This window comes from Enterobacter sp. 237C8, assembly GCF_034106865.1.
Taxonomy (GTDB): Bacteria; Pseudomonadota; Gammaproteobacteria; order Enterobacterales; family Enterobacteriaceae; genus Enterobacter; species Enterobacter asburiae_B.
Window position 1 is genome coordinate 1 of sequence record NZ_JAWNDF010000010.1, and the last position, 24,776, is coordinate 24,776.

21 protein-coding genes are annotated in these 24,776 nt (G+C 55.3%); 15 read left to right on the top strand and 6 right to left on the bottom strand.

Annotation, left to right across the window (positions count from 1 at the left end; all coding sequences use genetic code 11):
• Positions 1–134 precede the first annotated feature (134 nt).
• A complete protein-coding gene (locus tag USF70_RS18985; protein ID WP_048224133.1) occupies positions 135–389 on the top strand; it encodes a DUF1471 domain-containing protein in 255 nt (84 codons plus the stop codon).
• Between the two features lie 457 nt (positions 390–846).
• Positions 847–1,044, top strand: a complete 198-nt coding sequence (locus tag USF70_RS18990; protein ID WP_045143150.1) for a hypothetical protein — start codon at positions 847–849, stop codon at positions 1,042–1,044.
• On the opposite strand, the gene setB is transcribed toward USF70_RS18990, so the two are convergent.
• Positions 1,041–2,222: a sugar efflux transporter SetB gene (gene setB / locus USF70_RS18995; protein WP_232937625.1), complete on the bottom strand. Its 1,182-nt coding sequence runs from the start codon at positions 2,220–2,222 to the stop codon at positions 1,041–1,043. The genes USF70_RS18990 and setB overlap by 4 nt on opposite strands.
• Before the next feature lie 361 nt (positions 2,223–2,583).
• On the opposite strand from setB, the gene fruB reads away from it, so the two are divergent.
• Genes fruB through fruA form a run of 3 tightly spaced genes read left to right on the top strand, consistent with a single transcriptional unit; the run spans position 2,584 to position 6,354 of the window.
• Positions 2,584–3,714: a fused PTS fructose transporter subunit IIA/HPr protein gene (fruB, locus tag USF70_RS19000; protein WP_069303088.1), complete on the top strand. Its 1,131-nt coding sequence runs from the start codon at positions 2,584–2,586 to the stop codon at positions 3,712–3,714.
• The gene (gene fruK, locus USF70_RS19005; protein WP_014170919.1) at positions 3,714–4,652 is read left to right on the top strand and encodes a 1-phosphofructokinase; all 939 of its coding nucleotides are present in this window, start codon (positions 3,714–3,716) and stop codon (positions 4,650–4,652) included. Before fruB ends, fruK begins: the two co-directional genes overlap by 1 nt.
• Before the next feature lie 16 nt (positions 4,653–4,668).
• On the top strand, positions 4,669–6,354 hold the full coding sequence (gene fruA / locus USF70_RS19010) for a PTS fructose transporter subunit IIBC (RefSeq protein ID WP_320735907.1): 1,686 nt from the start codon (positions 4,669–4,671) through the stop codon (positions 6,352–6,354).
• 47 nt (positions 6,355–6,401) lie between these two features.
• On the opposite strand, the gene nfo is transcribed toward fruA, so the two are convergent.
• Together nfo and USF70_RS19020 are read right to left on the bottom strand one after the other, a co-directional pair.
• Positions 6,402–7,259 (bottom strand): deoxyribonuclease IV, encoded by an 858-nt coding sequence (gene nfo, locus USF70_RS19015; RefSeq protein WP_033146036.1) that lies wholly within the window; start codon positions 7,257–7,259, stop codon positions 6,402–6,404.
• A gap of 64 nt (positions 7,260–7,323) precedes the next feature.
• Complete coding sequence (locus tag USF70_RS19020; protein WP_033146035.1) at positions 7,324–8,370, bottom strand: YeiH family protein; 1,047 nt, start codon at positions 8,368–8,370, stop codon at positions 7,324–7,326.
• A 97-nt stretch (positions 8,371–8,467) separates the two neighbouring features.
• Here USF70_RS19020 and yieE point away from each other — a divergent pair, with 97 nt between their 5' ends.
• The 3 genes from yieE (at position 8,468) to cirA (ending at position 13,179) form a co-directional block, all read left to right on the top strand.
• Positions 8,468–9,334: a DNA-binding transcriptional regulator YeiE gene (gene yieE / locus USF70_RS19025; RefSeq protein ID WP_023312476.1), complete on the top strand. Its 867-nt coding sequence runs from the start codon at positions 8,468–8,470 to the stop codon at positions 9,332–9,334.
• A gap of 180 nt (positions 9,335–9,514) precedes the next feature.
• On the top strand, positions 9,515–10,984 hold the full coding sequence (locus USF70_RS19030; protein WP_023336352.1) for an amino acid permease: 1,470 nt from the start codon (positions 9,515–9,517) through the stop codon (positions 10,982–10,984).
• A 224-nt stretch (positions 10,985–11,208) separates the two neighbouring features.
• The gene (cirA, locus tag USF70_RS19035) at positions 11,209–13,179 is read left to right on the top strand and encodes a catecholate siderophore receptor CirA (protein WP_320735908.1); all 1,971 of its coding nucleotides are present in this window, start codon (positions 11,209–11,211) and stop codon (positions 13,177–13,179) included.
• Positions 13,180–13,290: 111 nt separating this feature from the next.
• Here cirA and fghA read toward each other — a convergent pair whose 3' ends face one another.
• A complete protein-coding gene (fghA, locus tag USF70_RS19040) occupies positions 13,291–14,118 on the bottom strand; it encodes an S-formylglutathione hydrolase (RefSeq protein ID WP_320735909.1) in 828 nt (275 codons plus the stop codon).
• Between the two features lie 138 nt (positions 14,119–14,256).
• Here fghA and USF70_RS19045 point away from each other — a divergent pair, with 138 nt between their 5' ends.
• The 7 genes from USF70_RS19045 to mglC all read left to right on the top strand — a co-directional run bounded on the left by USF70_RS19045 (position 14,257) and on the right by mglC (position 22,450).
• Positions 14,257–15,405 (top strand): YbfB/YjiJ family MFS transporter, encoded by a 1,149-nt coding sequence (locus tag USF70_RS19045; RefSeq protein ID WP_320735910.1) that lies wholly within the window; start codon positions 14,257–14,259, stop codon positions 15,403–15,405.
• Between the two features lie 102 nt (positions 15,406–15,507).
• A complete protein-coding gene (gene folE, locus USF70_RS19050; RefSeq protein WP_023312471.1) occupies positions 15,508–16,176 on the top strand; it encodes a GTP cyclohydrolase I FolE in 669 nt (222 codons plus the stop codon).
• A gap of 19 nt (positions 16,177–16,195) precedes the next feature.
• Entirely contained in the window at positions 16,196–17,353 is a 1,158-nt protein-coding gene (gene yeiB, locus USF70_RS19055) for a DUF418 domain-containing protein YeiB (RefSeq protein ID WP_246946447.1), read from the top strand.
• 155 nt (positions 17,354–17,508) lie between these two features.
• Positions 17,509–18,531, top strand: coding sequence for an HTH-type transcriptional regulator GalS (gene galS / locus USF70_RS19060; RefSeq protein WP_029740403.1), 1,023 nt, complete (start codon positions 17,509–17,511; stop codon positions 18,529–18,531).
• 294 nt (positions 18,532–18,825) lie between these two features.
• A complete protein-coding gene (gene mglB / locus USF70_RS19065) occupies positions 18,826–19,824 on the top strand; it encodes a galactose/glucose ABC transporter substrate-binding protein MglB (RefSeq protein WP_023312468.1) in 999 nt (332 codons plus the stop codon).
• 79 nt (positions 19,825–19,903) lie between these two features.
• Positions 19,904–21,424 carry a galactose/methyl galactoside ABC transporter ATP-binding protein MglA gene (mglA, locus tag USF70_RS19070; RefSeq protein ID WP_320735911.1) on the top strand — a complete coding sequence of 507 codons (1,521 nt, stop codon included), beginning with the start codon at positions 19,904–19,906 and terminating at the stop codon, positions 21,422–21,424.
• A 15-nt stretch (positions 21,425–21,439) separates the two neighbouring features.
• On the top strand, positions 21,440–22,450 hold the full coding sequence (gene mglC / locus USF70_RS19075) for a galactose/methyl galactoside ABC transporter permease MglC (RefSeq protein WP_008500921.1): 1,011 nt from the start codon (positions 21,440–21,442) through the stop codon (positions 22,448–22,450).
• 49 nt (positions 22,451–22,499) lie between these two features.
• On the opposite strand, the gene USF70_RS19080 is transcribed toward mglC, so the two are convergent.
• Together USF70_RS19080 and sanA are read right to left on the bottom strand one after the other, a co-directional pair.
• Positions 22,500–23,888, bottom strand: coding sequence for a glutamine synthetase family protein (locus USF70_RS19080; RefSeq protein ID WP_232938329.1), 1,389 nt, complete (start codon positions 23,886–23,888; stop codon positions 22,500–22,502).
• 124 nt (positions 23,889–24,012) lie between these two features.
• Entirely contained in the window at positions 24,013–24,729 is a 717-nt protein-coding gene (gene sanA, locus USF70_RS19085) for an outer membrane permeability protein SanA (RefSeq protein ID WP_008500918.1), read from the bottom strand.
• Between the last annotated feature and the right edge of the window lie 47 nt (positions 24,730–24,776).

Sequence of the window (24,776 nt, forward strand, 5' to 3'; positions counted from 1 at the left end):
ATCTAATACTGTGCAAGTGTTATTTTCTGTCGATTAAAAAATAGTTTGCTCTAACCCGTTACGCGTAAAGTTTAAAGTACCGATTTTTCTTCTATGAAATTATTACCTACTACTACAATACTTGGAGTAATCGAATGAAACTCGCAAAATATTTCTGCTGTTTTATGGTAATGTTTAATACTACTGTATTTGCTGCTGAGGAAATTGATGCGGAAAATGCAAGTAAATATACCAAAATTGGAACGTTATCAGTGACTGAAGATGGTTTTACAATGTCTGACGATGATCTTTCGCAAAAGGTTGATGAAAAGGGAGGAAAGTACTACGTTATTACTTCGAAGGAAGGAAAAGAAGAGCATAAGACTATTAACGCTGACATCTACAAGTGATGCCTTAGAAGGTGGCGATTGTTTTTGCCACCTTCATTGATAGTCTTAAAAAATGAATTAACCAATTCCAATTTTATATTTTTTTTCGTGGCGTGCGGCATTGTGTGCATGTTTGTATTTTATTTGTGCTTTCTATTTGTTTGTCAAATGATTAGATGATTCTTGTTGTTTTTGTTATTTTTTTTAGTTCTTAAATTGTTGCTTCCAATCAAACTGTTTTTCCTGAGTATGCTGAAAATACTAAGAATGTGGTACATGGTTGTATGAAGTTTATGTTGTTTTGGAATTTAAGATTGAAACGGTGTTGATGTTCGATTAGGTTGACTTTATATATTTCGATAAATTAGTAAGTTACAGCCGAATAAAGGCTGGGAAACATATAATACGATCAACTTAGCGTGGCATAGAATAGATTAATTAAACCAGATATGAACTGCAGCAATGTTAATCATAAACTATGAATAATGGTTCATTAGGCAAGCCTGCCAATACCCGCTGCGTTCAGCTCTCGGAAACGAACCTGTGCATGATCTTTGGCTCACCGCTGCGCCCGAAAGTCTGCTCCGGGCTTCAGCCCACGGCAGAAATGTGTGGCAGCACGCGAGGGCAGGCGATGACGTACCTTCTTGAACTGGAAGCGCTCACCGCGCCCTAAACGTCTTTAATCCTCGCCAGACAGCCGATCGTCAGCGTGCACATCACCAGCGCAATCCAAAACACCGTGTGATAGTTCCAGATTTCTGCAACGACACCTGCCATTGAGCCCGCGATAATCCAGCCCACGCGGGTGGTATTAGTATAAAGGGTGGTGGCAGAGCCTGCCTGGCCCGGCATCAGATCCTGGAAATAGAGCATGCCTATCCCGGCGAGAATGCCTATATAAATGGCGTTCAGCAGCTGTAAAGCCAGCAACAGCCCCGGCGTATGTACCGTCAGCATACCGATATAAAACAGCAGACCGGCGATGGCGGCGATGCGCATTAAAAAACGCTTTCCGAAGCGCTTTGCGTAATAGCCCGCAATGAGCATCGTCGGGATCTCAAGCCCGGCCGCGGTGCCCATCATGATGCCCGCCAGCTTCTCCGACAGGTGCAGTTCATCAATAATAAACAGCGGCATATTGATGATATACAGGCTGTTGGTGCCCCACATCAGCGTGCAGATAGCAAACAGGAGCAGGGCATCGCGGCGGTTGCGGCGCGGCGCTTCCAGCACGCCCGTTGCCACTTTGGTCTCTTTGCGCATGGACGGCAGGAAGAACCACACCAGCGCGCCGCACACCACAAACGCGACGGCCGCGCTCAGGTACATCACCGTAAAGCCAAAACCCATCGCCAGCGCGTAGGCCAGCGGCGGGCCAATCACCCATGCCAGCGACACCTGAGCACGCAGGAAAGAGCTGAACATCACCGCTTCACGTCCGGTATGGTCGGCGTGTTCGCGGGCAAGGGCGAACATCTGAGGGTTCGCCGTTGAGCCAAAGCTGCTCAGGAATACCCCGACGAAGAGCAGAATGAAATAGTTGCGGTTCCAGGCAAACAGAACGCAGGCCATGACCCCGAGCAGACAGCAGAAAACGATCAGGCTTTTGCGATCGCCTTTTCTGTCGGATCGTCCCGCCAGAAACTGGCTGACCAGGATGCCGATGATGGCGCTTCCGGTAAAAAAGAAGCCGACCATTGCCGGACGGACGTGAACCTCATTTGTCAGAAATAGGCTCAATGTTGGCGTCTGTAACGCACCGGCAATGCCCGTGAAGAAGGCAACAACCAGGAATGCCGCTGAGGTCAAATCAAAGGGCTTCGGCGAGACGGCCGCAGGGGGGTTATGCATGTTTTATAATTAGCGAGTAGCAGAGAGGGGCGGAGTTTACGCCGTCAGCTAAAAAATAAACAGTGGGTGCGGTCAATGATGCCACGAAAAATCAAAATGGCATTTCAACTTCCGTCCCACCCGGCTGACCTTAGCTGAAACTTTCTTGCTGAACTTCAGCAAAATTCAGCTGAACGAAGAAGAAATGTGCTGTATCTCTAAATTCTGATATCGCAAATACGAGTTTACTTGCAAGACATTGCAGAAAGCGCAAGACTTTTTGAAACGTTTCAGCGCTATCTTGTTTTAACAAACGGAGCAGGCTAGCGCATTTTTTCTCATTAAAGCTGAAACGATTCAAGTTCAGCAGGAGTGGAGAACCATGTTCCAGTTATCTGTTCAGGATATCCACCCGGGCGCTCAGGCCGGGGATAAAGAAGAGGCTATTCGCCAGGTTGCCGCTGCGCTTGTGCAGGCGGGTAACGTCGCGGACGGCTATGTAAACGGCATGCTGGCCCGCGAGCAGCAGACCTCAACCTTCCTCGGCAATGGCATTGCCATTCCGCACGGCACAACCGACACCCGCGATCAGGTGCTGAAAACCGGCGTTCAGGTTTATCAGTTCCCGCAGGGCGTGCTCTGGGGCGACGGTCAGGTGGCGTATGTGGCTATCGGTATCGCGGCCAGCAGCGACGAACACTTAGGTCTGCTGCGTCAGCTGACGCATGTCCTGAGCGATGACGATGTGGCTGAACAGCTGAAGTCCGCGACCACAGCTGAAGAGCTGCGCGCCTTGCTGATGGGCGAAAAACAGAGCGAAGCGCTGAAGCTGGATAACGAAACGCTGACGCTGGACGTGGTTGCCTCCGATCTGGTAACGCTGCAGGCGCTGAACGCGGGTCGTCTGAAAGAAGCCGGCGCGGCGGATGCCACGTTTGTGACGCGCGTGATTAACGATAAGCCGTTGAATCTGGGTCAGGGTATCTGGCTGAATGACAGTGCTGAAGGCAACCTGCGCAGCGCTATCGCCGTGAGCCGCGCGGCTAATGCGTTTGACGTAGAAGGCGAGCGCGCGGCCATGCTGGTGACCGTGGCAATGAACGATGAGCAGCCGGTTTCCGTGCTCAAGCGTCTTGGCGATCTGCTGCTGAACAACCAAGCTGAAAAACTGCTGAACGCTGATGCCTCTACCGTGCTGGCACTGCTGACCAGCGATGATGTGCAGACCGAAGACGTGCAGACCGCGGAGTTCGTGGTACGCAACGAGCACGGCCTGCATGCCCGTCCGGGCACCATGCTGGTGAATACCATTAAACAATTCGAGAGTGAGATCACCGTGGCGAATCTTGATGGCACGGGCAAACCGGCTAACGGCCGTAGTCTGATGAAAGTTGTCGCGCTGGGCGTGAAGAAAGGCCACCGTCTGCGTTTCACCGCGCAGGGTGCTGATGCTGAACAGGCGCTGAAAGCGATTGGCGACGCCATCGCGGCAGGTCTTGGGGAGGGCGCATAATGAGCAGACGTGTTGCGACTATTACGCTGAACCCGGCTTATGACCTGGTAGGATTTTGCCCGGAAATTGAGCGCGGCGAAGTCAACCTCGTGCGTACCACTGGCCTCCATGCTGCGGGCAAAGGGATTAACGTCGCGAAAGTGCTCAAGGATCTCGGTATCGATGTCACCGTGGGTGGATTCCTCGGTAAAGATAACCAGGATGGTTTCCAGCAGCTGTTCAGCGAGCTGGGCATTGCCAACCGTTTTCAGGTTGTTCAGGGCCGCACCCGAATCAACGTCAAGCTGACGGAGAAAGATGGTGAAGTGACCGATCTGAACTTCTCTGGCTTCGAAGTGACGCCGTCTGACTGGGAGCGTTTTGTTAACGACTCTCTGACCTGGCTTGGTCAGTTTGACATGGTCTGCGTCAGCGGCAGCCTGCCGTCCGGCGTGAGCCCGGAAGCGTTTACCGACTGGATGACGCGCCTGCGCAGCCAGTGCCCGTGCATTATTTTTGACAGCAGCCGCGACGCGCTGGTTGCCGGTCTGAAAGCCTCGCCGTGGCTGGTGAAGCCGAATCGCCGCGAGCTGGAGATCTGGGCGGGTCGTAAGCTGCCGGAATTAAAAGATGTGATTGACGCTGCCCATGCGCTGCGCGAGCAGGGTATCGCTCACGTGGTTATCTCGCTTGGTGCAGAAGGAGCGTTGTGGGTTAACGCTTCTGGCGAATGGATCGCCAAACCGCCGTCGGTTGACGTTGTCAGCACCGTTGGCGCAGGGGATTCGATGGTTGGCGGCCTGATTTATGGTCTGCTGATGCGTGAATCCAGTGAACATACTTTACGTCTTGCCACTGCCGTTGCTGCCCTGGCCGTAAGCCAGAGCAATGTCGGTATTACCGATCGTACCCAGTTAGCCGCGATGATGGCGCGCGTTGACTTAAAACCTTTTAACTAACAGCAGGAGAGGAATAATGAAAACGCTGCTGATCATTGACTCCGGTCTCGGACAGGCTCGCGCCTATATGGCGAAGACCTTGCTGGGAGCGGCGGCGAACAAAGCACATCTCGAGATCATTGATAACCCGGGCGATGCCGAACTGGTCATTGTCCTGGGCGACAACATCCCGGCTGACAGTGCGCTGAACGGCAAAAAAGTGTGGCTGGGCGATATTAATCGCGCGGTGGCACATCCGGAACTGTTCCTGAGCGAAGCGAAAGGGCACGCGTCTGTCTACAGCGCGCCTGTCGCGACGGCACCGGCTGCGGCCACGGGTCCGAAACGCGTTGTTGCGGTGACGGCCTGCCCGACGGGCGTAGCTCACACCTTCATGGCGGCTGAGGCCATTGAAACCGAAGCGAAAAAACGCGGCTGGTGGGTTAAAGTTGAAACGCGCGGCTCCGTCGGTGCCGGCAACGCTATCACCCCTGAAGAAGTGGCTGAGGCCGATCTGGTGATTGTGGCGGCGGATATCGAAGTGGACCTGGCGAAATTTGCCGGTAAGCCAATGTACCGCACGTCTACCGGCCTGGCGCTGAAAAAGACCGCGCAGGAGTTTGATAAAGCGCTGGTGGAAGCGAAGCCGTATCAGGCAACCGGCGCGCGTCAAACCGCGACGGAAGGTAAGAAAGAGTCTGCAGGCGCCTATCGCCATCTGTTGACCGGTGTGTCTTACATGCTGCCGATGGTAGTTGCAGGTGGTCTGTGTATCGCCCTCTCGTTCGCATTTGGTATTACCGCGTTTAAAGAGCAAGGCACGCTGGCCGCTGCGTTAATGCAGATTGGCGGCGGTTCCGCGTTCGCACTGATGGTTCCCGTTCTGGCAGGCTTTATTGCCTTCTCCATCGCTGACCGTCCAGGCCTGACGCCGGGGCTTATCGGCGGTATGCTGGCCGTGAGCACCGGTTCCGGCTTTATCGGCGGTATCATCGCGGGCTTCCTGGCCGGTTACGTCGCGAAGCTCATCAGCTCGAAGCTCAAGCTGCCGCAGAGTATGGAAGCGCTGAAGCCGATTCTGATCATCCCGCTGATTTCCAGCCTGGCGGTCGGTCTGGCGATGATTTACCTGATTGGTAAGCCGGTTGCGGGTATCCTGGCGGGTCTGACCCACTGGCTGCAAACCATGGGCACCGCGAATGCGGTTCTGCTGGGCGCAATTCTCGGCGGCATGATGTGTACCGACATGGGTGGTCCGGTGAACAAAGCGGCGTACGCCTTTGGTGTTGGCCTGCTGAGTACCCAGACCTACGCACCGATGGCAGCGATCATGGCGGCAGGTATGGTGCCTCCTCTGGCGCTCGGCCTGGCGACGATTATTGCCCGTCGTAAGTTCGATAAAGCGCAGCAGGAAGGCGGTAAAGCCGCGCTGGTGCTGGGTCTGTGCTTCATCACCGAAGGTGCGATTCCGTTCGCGGCCCGTGACCCAATGCGTGTACTGCCGTGCTGTATCGCGGGTGGTGCAGTGACCGGGGCGATCTCCATGGCGATTGGCGCAAAACTGATGGCACCACACGGCGGTCTGTTCGTGCTGCTTATCCCTGGCGCCATCACGCCGGTGCTGGGCTACCTGCTGGCCATCGTTGCCGGTACGCTGGTGGCGGGTCTGTCATACGCGGTGCTGAAACGTCCTGAAGCGGAAGTCGTGGCGAAAGCAGCGTAAGCGATAAACCACAAAAAAGCCGGGTTGCATTATGCACCCGGCTTTTTTTATGCCGCCTGTTCAGCGGTTTGCTGTGCCTTCAGCCAGGCAATCTCTTCAGCCCAGATGTCCGGATTAATGGTTTCCAGCACCATCGGAATACCGTCGAAGCGGGCGTCCTGCATAATGAAGCGGAACGCATCGTGGCCAATGTTGCCTTCACCCAGGCTGTGGTGGCGGTCAACGCGGCTGCCAAAGGCGCTTTTCGCATCGTTTAAGTGCATTCCGCGCAGGTACTTAAAGCCAACAATGCGCTCGAACTCATCGAACGTGTTTTTCGTTGCCTCGGTGGTACGCAGGTCATAGCCGGCGGCAAACGCGTGGCAGGTATCAATGCACACGCCAACGCGGGATTTATCCTCCACGCCGTGGATGATCGCCGCCAGATGTTCAAACTTAAAGCCGAGGTTGCTGCCCTGACCGGCGGTATTCTCTATTACCGCGGTGACGCCTTTGGTCTTGTCCAGCGTGATGTTGATGGATTCGGCAATGCGCGCCAGGCAGGCATCTTCATCGATTTGCATCAGATGGCTTCCCGGATGGAAGTTCAGCAGCGTCAGCCCAAGCTGTTCGCAGCGCTGAACTTCATCAAGAAACGCCTCGCGGGATTTTTCCAGCGCCTCTTCAACCGGGTGACCGAGGTTGATCAGGTAGCTGTCGTGGGGAAGGATCTGGCCTGGCCCGTAGTGATACTTTTCACAGGCGGCTTTGAAATCATCAATCACGTCAGCGGTGAGCGGCGCGGCGCGCCACTGGCGCTGGTTTTTGGTGAACAGGGCGAAAGCGGTCGCCTCGATTTCGGCGGCGCGAATGGCGGCATTCGCAAGGCCACCTGCAGCGCTGACGTGCGCTCCAACATATTTCATAAAAAAACTCCTGCTAACCCGAAACGCTTATGATAACGGGTTAGCAGGAGAAGGACGAGATGGTTTATGCCATCAGGCTATGGACCGCGAGGTTAATCGCACCGCCCCCGACAATTAGCCAGATGAAGAGCACCAGTGCCATCAGCAGCGGTTTGGCACCGGCTTTTTTCAGCGCGCTGACGTGTGTGGTCACCCCCAGCGCCGCCATGGCCATCGCCAGCAGCACGGTATCCAGCGTCACCAGCATATCCACCACCGCTTTCGGCAGCAGGTGGAAGGAGTTGAAAATCGCCACCACGATGAACAGGATCGCAAACCACGGAATGGTGATTTTGCTTTTCTCGCTGCCGCCTGCCGGTGCCAGCTGCTTAACCCGCGCCGCGAGGAAAATCAGGAACGGCGCCAGCATCATTACGCGCAGCATTTTGGCAATCACCGCCGCGTTTTCGGCTTCCGGGTTAATGGCATGTCCTGCCGCCACCACCTGAGCCACTTCGTGCATGGTCGAACCGATATAGATGCCGTAGGTTTCCGGGCTAAACCAGTGGGCAACCAGCGGATACATCGCCGGGTAGAGGAAGATCGCCAGCGTACCGAAGATCACCACCGTCGCCACCGCCACGGTCACCTTGCTGGCTTCGGCTTTAACGACGGGCTCTGTTGCCAGCACCGCCGCGGCCCCGCAGATACTGCTCCCGGCACCGATCAGCCAGCTGGTTTGCTTATCCAGGCCAAAGACTTTCTGGCCGATAAAGCAGGCCAGCAAAAAGGTGCTGGTCAGGGTCAGGACGTCGATGGCAATTCCGCTCACGCCCACGTCCGCAATCTGCGAAAAGGTGAGACGGAAGCCATAAAGGATGATCCCGAGACGCAGCAGGTGCTGTTTGGCAAAGATCACGCCGCCGTCGCAGGATTTCCAGATATGTGGGTAAACGGTATTTCCCACGACCATGCCCAGCAAAATGGCCAGCGTCAACGCGCTGAAACCTGCGCCTGCGATAGCCGGGATGCTGCCGCCCCATAATGCTACTGCGGTCACTGCTGCGCTAAGCGCGAGGCCCGGCACGAAGTGCCAAACTGTACGATGATGTTGTAAGGTGATTTCTGACATAACCTTCTCCTTTGTCTGGCTAAAGGTTACGGCGCTCTGGCTTAAAAATAAAATTGATTATATACTTATAATCAATCTATATAAGTGGTAAGCAACCATGCACATTACATTGCGTCAGCTGGAAGTGTTTGCCGAGGTGCTGAAAAGCGGCTCGACGACCCAGGCGTCACAAATGCTGGCGCTCTCGCAGTCTGCGGTAAGCGCGGCGTTGACCGATCTTGAAGGACAGCTGGGCGTGCAGCTGTTCGACCGGGTAGGGAAGCGACTGGTAGTCAACGAGCACGGTCGTCTTCTTTATCCACGCGCGCTGGCGCTGCTGGAGCAGGCTATCGAAATCGAACAGCTGTTCCGCGAAGACAACGGTGCGATCCGCGTCTACGCCAGCAGCACCATTGGGAACTACATCCTGCCGGAAGTGATTGCCCGCTACCGCCGGGATTTCCCGACCCTGCCGCTGGAGATGAGCGTGGGCAATAGCCAGGACGTTATCAACGCGGTGATCGATTTCCGCGTGGATATCGGCCTCATCGAAGGGCCCTGCCATAACGTCGATATCATTGCCGAGCCCTGGCTGGAAGATGAACTGGTGGTGTTTGCGTCCCCGGCCTCGTCGTTATTGCAGGGCGAGGTGACGCTGGAGCGCCTGGCACAGGCGCAGTGGATCCTGCGCGAGCAGGGCTCCGGCACGCGTGAAATTGTCGATTATCTGCTGCTTTCCCATCTGCCGCATTTCCAGTTAGGGATGGAGCTTGGGAACTCTGAGGCTATCAAGCACGCGGTGCGTCATGGCCTGGGGATCAGCTGTCTTTCCCGGCGCGTCATTGCCGAACAGCTTGAGACGGGGTCGCTGGTTGAAATCCCGGTTCCGTTGCCGAAACTGGTGCGCACGCTATGGTGCATCCATCATCGTCAGAAACACCTTTCCAGCTCTCTGCAGCGTTTTCTGCGCTACTGCGCCATTTAACGTTTCCCGGTGGCGCTTCGCTTACCGGGGCTACGCGCGCCTGTCACCCCACGTTTTTATGCTTTACTTATAATCCTGGCCGAGTCATGAAGCTCTCTTATAACTGAGTATTTCTGCCGGAAGGAACGCGGATCGTCTGCTACAATCGCGCCTCATTTATTAAATGGACAGCATTTTCATATGGTTTCAGAAATTAAAACCACAGAAGCGCCCACGCTACGTCGTGAACTCAAGGCGCGTCACCTGACGATGATCGCCATTGGCGGCTCAATCGGTACAGGTCTTTTCGTTGCCTCTGGCGCAACGATTTCGGCAGCAGGCCCGGGTGGGGCGCTCTTCTCTTATATCCTGATTGGCCTGATGGTGTACTTCCTGATGACCAGTCTCGGCGAACTGGCCGCGTACATGCCGGTATCCGGTTCGTTCTCGACCTACGGTCAAAAATACGTTGAAGAAGGCTTCGGCTTCGCGCTGGGCTGGAACTACTGGTACAACTGGGCGGTCACTATCGCCGTTGACCTTGTCGCCGCACAGCTGGTGATGAACTGGTGGTTCCCGGATACGCCGGGCTGGATCTGGAGCGCCCTGTTCCTGGCCGTCATCTTCCTGCTGAACTACATCTCCGTGCGCGGTTTCGGCGAAGCGGAATACTGGTTCTCTTTGATCAAAGTGGCAACCGTCATCATCTTTATCGTCGTCGGTGTGGCGATGATCGTTGGTATTTTCAAAGGCGCAGAACCTGCGGGCTGGAGTAACTGGGCGATAGGCGATGCGCCGTTTGCCGGTGGCCTTTCGGCGATGATTGGCGTGGCGATGATTGTCGGCTTCTCCTTCCAGGGGACCGAGCTGATTGGTATCGCCGCCGGTGAGTCAGAGAATCCGGAGAAAAATATTCCGCGTGCGGTCCGTCAGGTATTCTGGCGTATCCTGCTGTTCTATGTGTTCGCGATCCTGATTATCAGCCTGATCATCCCGTACACCGATCCAAGCCTGCTGCGTAATGACGTAAAAGACATTAGCGTCAGCCCGTTCACGCTGGTCTTCCAGCACGCCGGTCTGCTTTCGGCCGCGGCGGTGATGAACGCCGTTATCCTGACCGCAGTGCTTTCAGCCGGTAACTCCGGGATGTACGCGTCCACCCGTATGCTCTACACGCTGGCATGCGACGGTAAGGCGCCGCGTATCTTTGCGAAACTGTCCCGTGGCGGTGTGCCGCGTAACGCGCTGTACGCCACAACGGTGATTGCCGGTCTGTGCTTCCTGACCTCCATGTTTGGCAACCAGACGGTGTACCTGTGGCTGCTTAACACGTCCGGGATGACGGGCTTTATTGCCTGGCTGGGGATAGCTATTAGCCACTACCGTTTCCGCCGCGGTTTCGTCAAGCAGGGGCACGATATTAACTCGCTGCCGTATCGCTCCGGCTTCTTCCCGCTGGGTCCTATTTTCGCCTTCATTCTGTGCCTGATCATTACGCTGGGACAGAACTATGAAGCGTTCCTGGCGGACACCATTGACTGGGGCGCCGTCACGGCGACCTACATTGGTATTCCGCTGTTCCTCGTCATCTGGTTTGGCTACAAGCTGACGAAAGGAACAAAATTCGTTCGCTACAGTGAAATGGAATTCCCGGAACGATTTAAACAATAACCGCACTTCCTCTCTTTTAACCCGCTCATTCGAGCGGGTTTTTTTATTCCCGCATTCTGATACAAAGATATATTTCTTAACAATTTAATTGATAATAATTATCGTTTGCTTTATCGTTATCAAAAATAAGCGTGTCACCGACCCACCGCAGATGTGGGCGGCAAGGAAGACGCTGTGAGCAATGATGATTTGATTTAGTTGTATTTACCTCATGGAGATATGGAATGTTTAGGTTGAATCCCTTCGTCAGGGGAGGACTTTGTGCGTCCGCAATGTCCCTGGCCCTGCCTGTTATCGCAGCGGAATCCGGCGACACAATGGTTGTAACGGCCTCCGCGACCGAGCAAAACCTGAAAGACGCCCCGGCAAGCATCAGCGTGATTAGCCAGGAAGATTTGCAGCGCAAACCCGTTCAGAATCTGAAAGATGTGTTACGGGAGGTGCCGGGCGTTCAGCTCACGAGCGAAGGGGACAACCGTAAAGGGGTAAGTATTCGTGGACTGGACAGCAGCTATACGCTGATCCTGATCGACGGCAAGCGCGTCAACTCGCGTAACGCGGTATTCCGCCATAATGATTTCGACCTCAACTGGGTGCCGGTTGACGCCATCGAACGAATCGAAGTGGTACGCGGACCGATGTCTTCTCTTTACGGTTCCGATGCGCTGGGCGGCGTGGTGAACATTATCACCAAAAAAATCGGCCAGAAATGGACGGGCACCCTGAGCGCCGATTCCACGATTCAGGAGCACCGGGACCGTGGAGACACCTACAACGGGCAGTTCTATACCAGCGGTCCGCTGGTGGACGGCCTGCTGGGGCTGAAAGCCTACGGTAGCCTCGCGAAGCGTGAGAAAGACGGTCAGCAGAAGTCCTCTACCACGGCGAGTGGTGAAACGCCGCGCATTGAGGGCTTCACCAGCCGCGATGCGAATGTGGAGTTCGCCTGGACACCGTCTGAAAACCACGACTTTACGGCGGGCTACGGCTTCGACCGTCAGGATCGCGACTCGGATTCCCTCGATAAAAACCGCCTTGAGCGTCAGAACTACTCTCTCAGCCACAACGGCCGTTGGGGCGTCGGCAACAGCGAGCTGAAGGTTTACGGCGAAAAGGTGGATAACAAAAACCCGGGCAACAGCAATCCGATTACCTCCGAGAGCAACGCGGTGGACGGGAAATACGTGCTGCCTCTGGGCGAAATCAACCAGCTGCTGACCTTCGGCGGGGAATGGCGTCACGATAAGCTGAAGGATCCGGTCAACCTGACGGGCGGTTCCAGCAGCAGTACCTCGACAAGCCAGTATGCCCTGTTCCTTGAAGATGAGTGGCGTATCTTTGAACCTCTGGCGCTGACCACCGGCATCCGTATGGATGACCATGATACCTACGGTGACCACTGGAGCCCGCGAGCCTATCTGGTTTACAACGCGACCGATACCGTAACGGTGAAAGGGGGCTGGGCCACCGCGTTTAAAGCGCCGTCGCTGCTGCAGCTTAGCCCGGACTGGGTCACCGGCTCGTGTCGCGGTGCCTGTGAGATTGTCGGTAACCCGGATCTGAAACCAGAAACCAGCGAGAGCTTCGAATTCGGTCTGTACTACAGCGGGGAAGAAGGCTGGTTAGAGGGCGTGCAGGCCAGCGTCACCACCTTCCAGAATAACGTGGATGACCGCATCAGCATCAGCCGTACGGCCAATGCAAAACAGGCCCAGGGCTACCCTAACTATGTTGGACTGAATGCGGACGGTGAGCCGATTTTCCGCTACTACAACGTTAACAAGGCGCGCATCCGCGGGGTGGAAACCGAGCTGAAATTCCCGCTGGCGGACGACTGGAAAGTGACCCTTAACTACACCTACAACGACGGACGTGATATCAGCAACGGCGGCAACAAGCCGTTGTCCGATTTGCCGTTCCACACCGCCAACGGTACCGTTGACTGGAAGGCAACGCAGGACTGGTCGTTCTACGTTCAGGGCAACTACACCGGTGAGAAACGCGCGCTGACCAGCAGTGCAGCAACGCCGGGTGGCTATGTCATCTGGAATACCGGCGCCGCGTGGCAGGCGACGAAAAGCGTGAAGCTGCGCGCGGGCGTGCAGAACCTGCTGGATAAAGATCTGAGCCGCGACGATTACAGCTATACGGAAGATGGCCGTCGCTACTTTGTCGGTGTGGATTACAAGTTCTGATGCGGCCAGGGTAAAAGCAAAACGGCAACGTAAGTTGCCGTTTTTAGTATTTGTTCCCTCTCCCTGTGGGAGAGGGCCAGGGTGAGGGCATCAGAGCGCACACACTCGCACTTACCCAAACAAATGCTCCGCATGGAAGCGGAGATGATCCTCAATAAATGACGCGATGAAGTAATAGCTGTGGTCATACCCCGGCTGAATGCGCAGCGTCAGCGGCCAGTCCTTCTGGCGTGCCGCTTCTGCGAGCACCGCAGGCTGTAGCTGCCCGGCGAGGAACTGATCCGCATCGCCCTGATCGACAAGCATCGGGATCGCATTTGCCGAGCTGCTGTCCAGCATTAGCGCACAGCTGTCCCATTCCTGCCATTTTGCTTCATCTTCACCCAGATAATTTGTGAAAGCTTTTTGCCCCCATGGCACCTGCGTTGGGTTCACAATTGGCGCAAATGCCGACACGCTGACGTATTTTCCCGGATTTTTTAACGCCATGATCAGCGCCCCGTGACCGCCCATAGAGTGTCCGCTGATGGCGCAGCGGTCGCTTACCGCAAACCCGGACTGAATCAGCGCGGGCAGCTCGTCGCGAATGTAGTCATACATGCGGTAGTGGCCTGCCCACGGCTGCTCGGTCGCATTGAGATAAAACCCGGCGCCTTTACCCAGGTCGTATCCTGCATCGTCGGCTACATCATCACCACGCGGGCTGGTATCAGGCATCACCAGCGCAATACCCAGCTCGGCGGCAAGTCGCTGCGCGCCCGCTTTGGTGGTGAAGTTTTCGTCGTTGCAGGTCAGGCCTGAAAGCCAGAACAGAACCGGCGGATTTTCCGTCGGCGGCAGGAAAATGCTGAACGTCATCGCACAGTTCAGGACGGTGGAGTCATGCCGCCAGCGCTGCTGTCGACCTTCAAAACAACGGTGCTCTTCGAGCAGTTCCATGCAGGGCTCCTTAATGAGAATGCGTATTCATAAAAACCATAATACAGCCTTTTCATTGACCTGTGAGTAACTTTCACTTTCGCCAGACGGCGAGATGCTGCATCATAAATTTACTTTTCTTTAACAATTGGAGCGGTCATGGCGCTGCGTATTGCGCTCAGTGGATTTGTCGTTCTGGTGGTGGCGATGGGAATAGGGCGCTTTGCCTTTACGCCTCAGGTGCCGCTCATGATTGCTGCCGGGCAGCTTACGCTGACCAGCGCGGGTCTGGTGGCGGCGATGAACTATCTGGGCTATCTGGTGGGCGCATGGGATGCCATGCGCGCGCACCGCTTTGTGGAAACGCGCCTCTGGCTTGGCATCACCGGCGCGGTTGCGCTGACGCTGCTCTCCGCGGCGGCGGATAACGCCGTCGTGCACGGCCTGCTGCGCTTCGTGATTGGCTGCATGAGCGGCTGGTCGATGGTACTCATTGCCGCCTGGACCAACGAACGGCTGGGGCAGCTGGGTAAACCGGGCCTGAGCGCCGCCGTGTTTGCCGGGCCAGGGGCGGGTATTGCCCTGAGCGGGCTGCTCGCCGTCTATATCCAGGCGAAATCCCTTTCGGCCGGGGCGGCATGGCAAATCTACGGCGTGCTGGCTCTGGTGCTGATTGCGCTGGTGGCGCGCTACCTGCCGCGATCCGGGCAGCTCCATCGCCCCGGCACCGCGCCGGAGCCGCTGGTGCTGACGGCGGATTTAAAGCGCCTGGTCTGGAGCTACAGCCTGGCCGGGTTTGGCTATATCCTCCCGGCGACATTTCTGTCGCAAATGGCTGCGGTGCGTTTTCCCGGCAGCCTGTTCGCCCAGTTTGTCTGGCCGATTTTTGGTATCGCCGCCGTGGTGGGCATTGCGCTCAGTATTCTTTTACGCCATACCTCAACGGCGAACCGCAGGCTGGCTATCGTGCTGTGGTTACAGGGGGCTGGCGTGCTGGCGGCCTGGCTGCTGCCGGGGATTGGCGGTTTGCTGACGGGCGGGCTGCTGGTGGGCGGCGGTTTTTTGTGTGCCGTGCAGCTCTCTCTTTTATACGGCCGCGAGCTGGCGCCAAACCATACGCGCTATATGGCAGGCCTGCTCACCACCGGGTATGCGATTGGTCAATTGATTGGCCCGATGACCTCGGCGTTATCAACCTGGCTTACCCACCGGCTGGAGTCCGCGCTGGGGCTGGCGGGCGTTGCGCTGTTCGTCGGCGGAGCGCTGGTCTGGAATCGTCACGCTGAAAGGCAACAGCAATTGCAATAATTATCGTCGTGAATACTGGATTATGTGCGCCGCCTCACGCACAATGAGCGCATACTTTTGCCACAACGAGGGCAAAAGACGCCACACCTGCAGGAGAACAAAATGTCATCACTCAGTAAAGAAGCTGCCCTGGTCCACGAAGCCCTGGTTGCGCGCGGTCTTGAAACGCCACTGCGTCCGCCCGTACAGGATTTGGACAATGAAACCCGCAAGCGTCTGATTGCCGGTCATATGACCGAGATCATGGAGCTGCTGAATCTCGATCTGAGTGACGACAGTCTGATGGAGACGCCGCACCGCATCGCGAAAATGTACGTCGACGAAATTTTCTCCGGGCTGGATTACGCCAATTTCCCGAAAATCACCGTCATTGAAAACAAGATGAAAGTGGATGAAATGGTGACGGTACGCGATATCACGCTGACCAGCACCTGCGAACACCACTTCGTGACCATCGACGGTAAAGCGACCGTGGCGTATATCCCAAAAGATACGGTGATTGGCCTGTCGAAAATCAACCGCATCGTGCAGTTCTTTGCTCAGCGTCCGCAGGTGCAGGAGCGTCTGACGCAGCAGATCCTGACCGCGCTGCAAACGCTGCTGGGCACCAATAACGTGGCCGTCTCTATCGACGCGGTTCACTACTGCGTGAAGGCGCGCGGCGTGCGTGATGCGACCAGTGCAACGACCACCACGTCGCTGGGCGGCCTGTTTAAATCGAGCCAGAATACCCGCCAGGAGTTCCTGCGCGCCGTACGTCACCACAACTAAGTCTTACAGGGCAGGAACCATGGAGCGAAACGTCACGCTCGATTTTGTTCGCGGCGTCGCCATTCTCGGTATCCTGCTGCTTAATATCAGCGCCTTCGGCCTGCCGAAGGCGGCTTATCTCAATCCTGCCTGGTATGGCGACATCACGCGCAGTGATGCCTGGACCTGGGCTGTCCTCGATCTCTTCGCGCAGGTTAAATTCCTCACGCTGTTTGCCCTGCTGTTTGGTGCAGGTCTGCAACTCCTCCTCAAACGCGGTACGCGCTGGATCCAGTCGCGCCTGACGCTGCTGGTTCTCCTCGGCTTTATCCACGGCCTTTTCTTCTGGGACGGCGATATTCTTCTCGCGTATGGGTTAGTCGGGCTCATCTGCTGGCGTCTGATTCGCGATGCGCACAGCGTAAAAAGCCTGTTTAACACCGGCGTGATGCTCTATGTCATGGGGCTTGGGGTCCTGCTGCTGCTGGGGATGATCTCCGGCGAGGCGACGAACCGTTCCTGGATCCCGGATGCCGCTAACCTGCAGTACGAACAGTACTGGAAGCTGAAAGGCGGTACGGAAGCGATAAGCAACCGCGCGGATATGCTGGGGGATAACCTCCTTGCGCTGGGCGCGCAATACGGCTGGCAGCTGGCGGGCATGATGCTGATGGGGGCGTCACTGATGCGCACCGGCTGGCTGAAAGGGGAGTTCAGCCTGCGTCACTATCGGCGAACAGGTGTCGGGCTGGTGCTGATCGGCGTGCTGATTAACCTCCCGGCGATAATCACGCAGTGGCACATCCACTGGGATTACCGCTGGTGCGCGTTCCTGCTCCAGGTGCCGCGCGAACTGAGCGCGCCGTTCCAGACCATCGGATACGCGGCGTTGATCTATGGCTTCTGGCCAACGCTTTCCCGCCTGTGGATCGTCAGCGCTATCGCCTGCGTAGGCCGCATGGCGTTGAGCAATTACCTCCTGCAAACGCTTCTCTGCACCACGCTTTTCTATCATCTTGGCCTGTTTATGAAATTCGACCGCCTCATGCTGCTGGCGTTTGTTATTCCGGTCTGGGTGATTAACCTGGCGTTTTCTGTTCTCTGGCTACGCTATTTCCGCCAGGGACCGCTGGAGTGGGTGTGGCGTCAGTTAACCGCACATGCTTCAGGGGTATCATTGAGGAACACATCCAGATAACGATCTGGATCACAATCATTAACAAAACGGATGTAAGCGTTTTCATGAGTGTGAGCTTCTTCACGTAGTCCCCTTTCTCTCGCTGCCAAAATAGCCACCTTGCTAAACACAGGGGGTGTCTGTGAGTTGCTGCAATCCTTTGAAGGATGGTGAATATGATCACCATTCGTGACGTCGCCCGTCAGGCGGGCGTTTCTGTGGCTACCGTCTCACGCGTGCTGAACAATAGCGCGCTGGTCAGCCCTGAAACCCGTGAAACCGTAATGAAAGCCGTGACCCAGCTCGGGTACCGGCCAAATGCCAATGCCCAGGCGCTTGCGACGCAGGTCAGCGACACCATCGGCGTGGTGGTGATGGATGTATCGGATGCCTTTTTCGGCGCGCTGGTCAAAGCGGTCGACGTGGTCGCCCAGCAGCATCAAAAATATGTCCTGATCGGCAATAGCTATCATGAGGCGGAAAAGGAGCGCCATGCCATCGAAGTGCTGATCCGCCAGCGCTGTAACGCCTTGATTGTCCATTCAAAAGCCTTGAGCGATGAAGAGCTAACCGGCTTTATGGATCAGATCCCGGGCATGGTACTGATCAACCGCATCGTTCCCGGCTATGCCCATCGCTGCGTCGGGCTGGATAACGTCAGCGGCGCCATGATGGCGACGAAAATGCTCATCAACAACGGGCATCAGCGGATCGGTTATCTGGCCTCCAGCCATCATATTGAAGATGACGACCTGCGGCGCGAGGGGTGGCAAAACGCCCTGAAAGAGCACGGCATTACGCCGTCAGAAAGCTGGACAGGCACAGGTACACCGGACATGCAGGGCGGTGAGGCGGCGATGGTGGAGCTGCTGGGCCGCAACCTGCAGCTTACTGCGGTGTTTGCCTATAACGACAGCATGGCGGCAGGCGCCCTGACGGCGCTGAAGGATAACGGCATTGCGGTGCCACAGCATTTATCACTCATTGGTTTTGATGATATCCCGATTGCCCGTTACACCGACCCGCAGCTGACAACGGTGCGTTACCCCATTGCCTCTATGGCGAAACTGGCGACTGAGCTGGCGTTACAGGGGGCTGCAGGGCTGCTGGATCCGGGCGCAACGCACTGTTTCATGCCGACTTTGGTGCGTCGGCACTCCGTCGCGGCCCGGCAAATTGTGGTTCCGATCACTAACTGATTACTTGAGGTGATGTAACCGTTTTCAATCTGTGAGTAAATTCACAGTATCTTAACAAGGCGCTGACTATGATGTCAGCGTTTTAGAGGCTGAAACGCTATGTAACGGTGATTATTCACTTTCACTATAGCCAATGTGCCGCAAACAACGAATAAAACGCATTTCTGGAGCGTTACCGAACACGGAAGATAGAAATTTTATAAGTGAACTTCGGCTGTCAGTAACGTTTTATTAACACCTGCCCGCCGATCGTTATTCACAAGAACTACCCTGCATAAAAAAACCGGAGATACCATGAATAAGAAGGTGTTGACCCTGTCTGCCGTAATGGCAAGCATGCTTTTTGGTGCAGCAGCGCACGCTGCGGATACCCGTATTGGTGTGACCATCTATAAATACGACGACAACTTCATGTCTGTTGTACGTAAAGCGATTGAGAAAGATGCGAAAGCAGCGCCAGACGTTCAGCTGCTGATGAACGACTCCCAGAACGACCAGTCCAAACAGAACGACCAGATCGACGTTCTGCTGGCGAAAGGCGTGAAAGCCCTGGCCATCAACCTGGTTGACCCGGCTGCAGCAGGCACGGTTATTGAAAAAGCGCGCGGCCAGAACGTGCCAATCGTCTTCTTCAACAAAGAACCTTCCCGTAAAGCGCTGGATAGCTACGACAAAGCGTATTACGTCGGTACCGACTCCAAAGAGTCCGGTATTATTCAGGGCGATCTGATCGCGAAACACTGGGCGGCGAACCCGAACTGGGACCTGAACAAAGACGGTCAGATTCAGTTCGTGCTGCTGAAAGGCGAACCCGGCCACCCGGATGCTGAAGCCCGTACCACCTACGTTATCAAAGAGCTGAACGACAAGGGTCTGAAAACCCAGCAGCTGGCGTTAGATACCGCGATGTGGGATACCGCTCAGGCGAAAGATAAAATGGACGCGTGGCTGTCCGGCCCTAACGCAAACAAAATCGAAGTGGTTATCGCGAACAACGATGCGATGGCAATGGGTGCGGTAGAAGCGCTGAAAGCACACAACAAATCCTCCATTCCTGTGTTCGGCGTAGATGCACTGCCAGAAGCGCTGGCGCTGGTTAAATCCGGTGCGATGGCCGGTACCGTTCTGAACGATGCCAACAACCAGGCGAAAGCGACCTTCGATCTGGCGAAAAACCTGGCCGATGGCAAAGGCGCGGCCGATGGCACCAGCTGGAAAATTGAAAACAAAATCGTTCGCGTACCTTACGTGGGCGTAGACCAGTCCAACCTGGCTGAGTTTATCGGTAAATAAGTTAGCGGTACTGTCTCCACTGGGCGCAATTCGTTGCGCCCTTTTATAACGCGATATGCGAGGCCAACAAGGTATAATTATGGTCAGCACAAATACTCAGTCATCCGGTGAATACCTGTTGGAAATGAGCGGTATCAACAAGTCATTTCCCGGCGTTAAGGCACTCGATAATGTTAATTTAAAAGTTCGTCCTCACTCTATTCATGCCCTGATGGGGGAGAACGGTGCGGGTAAATCAACATTATTAAAATGTCTTTTTGGGATCTATCAAAAAGATTCTGGCAGCATTCTTTTTCAGGGGAAAGAGATCGATTTCCATTCAGCGAAAGAAGCACTGGAAAACGGTATCTCGATGGTTCACCAGGAATTAAACCTGGTGCTGCAGCGTTCAGTCATGGATAACATGTGGTTGGGGCGTTATCCAACCAAGGGTGTCTTTGTCGATCAGGACAAAATGTATCGCGACACCAAAGCGATTTTTGATGAGCTGGATATTGATATCGATCCGCGCGCCCGCGTGGGAACATTATCCGTCTCCCAGATGCAGATGATCGAAATCGCCAAAGCGTTCTCCTATGATGCGAAAATCGTCATCATGGACGAACCGACATCGTCATTAACGGAAAAAGAGGTTAATCACCTTTTTACCATTATTCGTAAGCTAAAAGATCGCGGCTGCGGCATTGTGTATATCTCCCACAAAATGGAAGAGATCTTCCAGCTGTGCGATGAGATTACCATTCTGCGCGACGGTCAGTGGATTGCCACGCAGCCGCTGGAAGGGCTGGACATGGACAAGATCATCGCCATGATGGTCGGCCGTTCCCTTAACCAGCGCTTCCCGGACAAAGAAAACAAGCCGGGCGAAGTGATCCTGGAAGTACGTAATCTGACCTCGTTACGTCAGCCGTCTATTCGCGATGTCTCCTTCGACCTGCACCAGGGCGAAATCCTGGGGATTGCCGGTCTGGTCGGGGCAAAACGTACCGATATCGTGGAAACTCTGTTCGGTATCCGTGAGAAAGCCGAAGGCACTATTACGCTGCACGGTAAGAAAATTAACAACCACAACGCCAACGAAGCCATTAATAATGGTTTTGCGCTGGTGACGGAAGAGCGTCGTTCGACCGGTATTTATGCCTATCTGGATATTAACTTTAACTCGTTAATTTCTAACATTCGCAATTACAAAAACAAAGTCGGGCTGCTGGATAACTCCCGCATGAAGAGTGATACCCAATGGGTTATTGACTCCATGCGCGTGAAAACGCCAGGACACCGCACCCAAATTGGTTCGCTGTCAGGCGGTAACCAGCAGAAAGTCATTATCGGACGTTGGTTATTAACCCAGCCAGAAATTCTGATGCTGGATGAACCGACCCGCGGTATTGACGTCGGCGCGAAGTTTGAAATTTATCAGCTGATTGCCGAGCTGGCGAAAAAGAATAAAGGGATCATTATTATTTCTTCCGAAATGCCGGAATTGTTAGGGATCACGGATCGTATTCTGGTTATGAGCAATGGTCTCGTTGCCGGTATTGTTGACACCAAAACGACAACGCAAAACGAAATTTTGCGTCTTGCGTCTTTGCACCTTTAAGATCAGGGGCTCCTCATGAGTGCGTTAAATAAAAAAAGTTTTCTCACTTACCTGAAAGAAGGCGGTATTTACGTTGTTCTTTTAGTACTGCTGGCTATCATCATTTTCCAGGACCCTACGTTCTTAAGCCTGCTGAACCTGAGTAACATTCTGACCCAGTCCTCCGTGCGTATTATCATTGCGCTGGGCGTGGCGGGCCTGATCGTGACCCAGGGGACGGACCTTTCTGCCGGTCGTCAGGTGGGTCTGGCGGCGGTTATCGCGGCAACCCTGCTGCAGTCGATGGAAAATGCCAACAAGGTCTTCCCGGAAATGGCCACCATGCCGATTTTCGTGGTGATCCTGATTGTCTGCGCCATCGGTGCGGTGATTGGTCTGATCAACGGTATTATTATCGCCTACCTGAACGTGACGCCGTTTATCACCACGCTGGGTACGATGATCATCGTTTACGGTATCAACTCCCTGTACTACGACTTTGTCGGTGCTTCCCCCATCTCGGGTTTTGACAGCGGCTTCTCGACCTTTACGCAAGGGTTCATCGCGCTGGGCAGCTTCCGCCTGTCGTATATCACCTTCTATGCGCTGATTGCGGTGGCCTTCGTCTGGATCCTGTGGAACAAAACGCGCTTTGGTAAAAACATCTTCGCTATCGGCGGTAACCCGGAAGCGGCGAAAGTGTCCGGCGTGAACGTTGCCCTGAACCTGCTCATCATTTATGCCCTGTCCGGCGTGTTCTACGCCTTCGGCGGGATGCTGGAAGCGGGCCGTATCGGCTCTGCAACCAACAACCTCGGCTTCATGTACGAGCTGGATGCGATCGCAGCCTGCGTGGTGGGCGGCGTCTCCTTCAGCGGCGGCGTGGGTACGGTACTGGGCGTGGTGACCGGTGTGATCATTTTCACCGTCATCAACTACGGCTTGACCTATATCGGCGTGAACCCGTACTGGCAGTACATCATCAAAGGCGCCATCATTATCTTCGCGGTTGCGCTGGATTCACTGAAGTACGCGCGTAAGAAGTAATTGCTCCTCGCGTTATCCGGCCCGCTCATCGAGCGGGCTTTTTTATGCCTTATGCCAGCTGTGACTCCTCTCGGGTCACGATGCGCTCAAACCAGTCGAGTTCAGAGAGCTTGCTGGCGACCCACTGTTCGGAAAAAGCGTCGCCCAGGCTGTCGGTGAGGTACTGACAGCGGGCAAAGGTCTCAATCGCCTCCTGCTGAAACAGCGGCAGCGCGGGTTCATCATGCTGCGGTTCGGGCAAATCCTCGTCGTCGATGTTTTCCAGCCCGTACAGCATGCCGGTCAGGATAGTGGCTGCCACCAGATAGGGATTGGCATCGGCCCCGGCCAGCCGGTACTCGATACGACGGTTGTGGTCATCCGAGCAGGGAATACGCAGGGCGGCGGAGCGGGTGTTATAGCCCCAGGAGTTAAATACGGGCTCCGTCAGGTTTTTACGCAGGCGACGAAACGCGTTGACGCCCGGCGCAAGAATGGCGACGGAGGCGGGCATCAGCGCCAGCTGCCCCGCGATGCACAAACGCATCATGCTGTTAAGCGCGTTCACCGGGGAAGCAAAGACGTTTTCGCCGTGACGATTGTTCAGGCTGAAATGGAAGTGCAAACCGCTGCCGGACAGCTGGCTGAAAGGCTTCGCCATAAAGTTGGCCTGCAGGCCGTGCTTTTCGGCAACGTAACGGGTCAGGCGACGAAGCGCCAGCACGTTATCGCAGACCTCAACGACGCGATGGCTGTGCTTCAGGTTTAATTCGTACTGACCGGACTCGGCTTCCGCCACGATCCCGGACAGCGGGATGCGCTGCAGGTGCGCCAGCTGTTCCAGCTCGTCAAACAGTGCCGCTTGGGCCGTCGTAGTATCCATATGAAAACAGCCCTGATTTTGCGGATCCCGATTGTCATGTCCCGTCAGATAGAACTCGATTTCCGGGGCAATCACCGGGAAGAGGCCGTGCTGGTGGAAGCGGGCCAGCACGTTCTGCAGTATCACGCGCGGCTCAAGCGGGCAGGGGGTGTCGTCGCTGTCCTTCATCGTCAGCAGGATCTGCGCGTTGTGCTGCGGATCTTGCAGGCAGGGGCGCAGGGAGCCGGCGACAGGAACGCAGAGTCGGTCCGGCTCATCATGCAGCGGGGCGGCGATTTTTCCTTTCTGATCCATCGAGTAGACCGAAAGGGGAAAATAACAGCCTTTTTCCAGGCTCAGCATGCTCTCCACCGACAGACGCTTGCCGCGCATCGTGCCGTTGATATCGTTCAGGTAAACGTCTACATGTTTCGTCTGCGGGTAACGTTCCAGATAATCTGCCACTTCCACTGAAATGTTGTGCTGCAGGGCGTCAATTTTTTCATCAAGCCAGAGACCGGAATTAAGTGTGCCAGGAAGTGATAAACCGGGAAAGTTAAAATACGGACGGAGACTTTTGAGGAAAAACGCATTCATTATTGAGTTCATAGTCATTCTTCAATGAAGCCGTAGCGGCAGTGAACTCAGCTTAAAAGAGCCGACGTAAAGGGGGGATAAAAAGCGTCAGGCCCGGCGTAAAGAAAGTATAAAGGCGGTCCTGTTATTTTTCCTTTTTCTGCATATCCAGCAGCTGCTCGGGCGTGACGGCCGGGTAACCCTGCGCGTCTTCCGGCACTTCGTGCATCGCCGGAATCGGAACCAGCGGGCCTAAAAAGCGCGGTTCGCGTTTGAAGATATACAGATCGGCCAGGGCGCCAAAACGCGCGCCGAACTCGCGCACGCGCACGCTCAGCATATCTTTTGGCGACGGCACCGCGTAACACTGCGCCTGAATGCCCATATGCAGCGCGATAAACAGCGCGCGCTCGCAGTGGAAGCGCTGGGTGATGATGATGAAGTCGTTGGTGTCGAAGACTTTACGCGTGCGCACGATGGAGTCCAGGGTGCGGAATCCGGCGTAGTCGAGCACGATATCGGCAGGATCCACGCCCGCGGCAATCAGGTCCTTACGCATCGTCACCGGTTCATTGTAGCTTTGCAGGGCGTTATCCCCGCTTAACAGCAGGTAGTTCACCTTGCCGCTGTTGTAGGCGTTCAGCGCGCCCTGAATGCGGTAACGGTAATACTGGTTGATCACGCCGGTGCGGTAATACTTGGCGGTGCCGAGCACCACGCCAACCTGACGATAGGGCAGGTCCTGCAGGTCATCAAAGATGTAGGGGGCGGTTTTCCAGCTCATCCAGCGGTCGAGACCCAGCACGATCAACAGCAGTATGCCGACCAGGACAGACAGGCTGTAAAAAACGCGCTTTAACATGGAGATGGCTCGTTCGTGGATGAAATTTAACTCAGGCTACTTTACCC